The sequence below is a fragment of the Pseudonocardia halophobica genome (assembly GCF_027922425.1).
GTDB classification, from domain to species: domain Bacteria; phylum Actinomycetota; class Actinomycetes; order Mycobacteriales; family Pseudonocardiaceae; genus Pseudonocardia; species Pseudonocardia halophobica.
Genome location: NZ_BSFQ01000169.1, coordinates 1 through 862, shown reverse-complemented (window position 1 = coordinate 862; position 862 = coordinate 1). Strand labels below are relative to the sequence as shown.

The 862-nt window shown below is 73.0% G+C and carries 1 protein-coding gene; it reads left to right on the top strand.

All coding sequences use genetic code 11. The annotated features are described in order from the left end of the window. Positions 1 to 709: helix-turn-helix transcriptional regulator (locus PKE99_RS37915; protein ID WP_271215081.1), on the top strand; the 709-nt coding region annotated here is incomplete at its 5' end. Between the last annotated feature and the right edge of the window lie 153 nt (positions 710 to 862).

Below are 862 nucleotides of genomic sequence, written 5' to 3'. Positions count from 1 at the left end.
CTGGGCCGAGTGCCTGCTCCCGTCCGGGATCAACGAAGCGCTGGCCCTCGGCCTGTTCGCAAAAGGGGGGCGCCACGTCGGCTTCCTCGCGCTGCTGTCCGGCGACCGGCGCCCGCCGTCCCCGCTCATGCGCCGCAGGCTCGGGCGGCTCGGACCGGTGCTCGCGCAGGGCATCGACCCGATGCGTTCGCTGCTCACCGCCGCCCGCCTGGTGCGTGGGGCCACGGCCGGCGTGGTGCTCTGCGTGGACGAAGGCTGCCAGGCGCTGGTTGTCCTTCCCGTGGACGAGCTGCTGACCCCGTCCTCCTCCGTCCTGGCCGTCGCCCGCGAGCGGATCGGCGACGGGCACGTCTACTCCTCGTTCCTCTGGCCGGTGGGTGGCCCCCACGCCCCCGGCGGGCACGTGCGCGTGACCGCCCTGGCGGCACCCGAGGACGCCCCGTCGGGGCTGACCGGTCTGGCCCTGCTGTCACCCGCGACCGATCTTCAGGGACTCACTCCGCGGGAACTGGAAGTGCTGGGCCTGCTGGTCGAGGGGTACTGCAACCAGGAGATCGCCCATACGCTGGTGGTGGCCCCCCGGACCGTGGCCGCCCACCTCGAGCACATCCTCAGCAAGCTCCGGGCACCGACGAGGACACTCGCCGCGGTCCGCGCAGAACGCGACGGCCTCTACGTTCCGGCCGCTCTCGCCGGCGGGCATGCGTGAGTCGGCGCCGGAGCTCGACGACGTCCTGTCCCAGCTGCCCCAGGAGTACCGGGAGCTGGTCGGGCCGATGGCCTGAGCTCGCCGGCGTCGAGGCATCGGCGGGGACCGGAGGAAAGGGCCGCACCAGATCGGAAGGAGCCCGATGATCCAGTA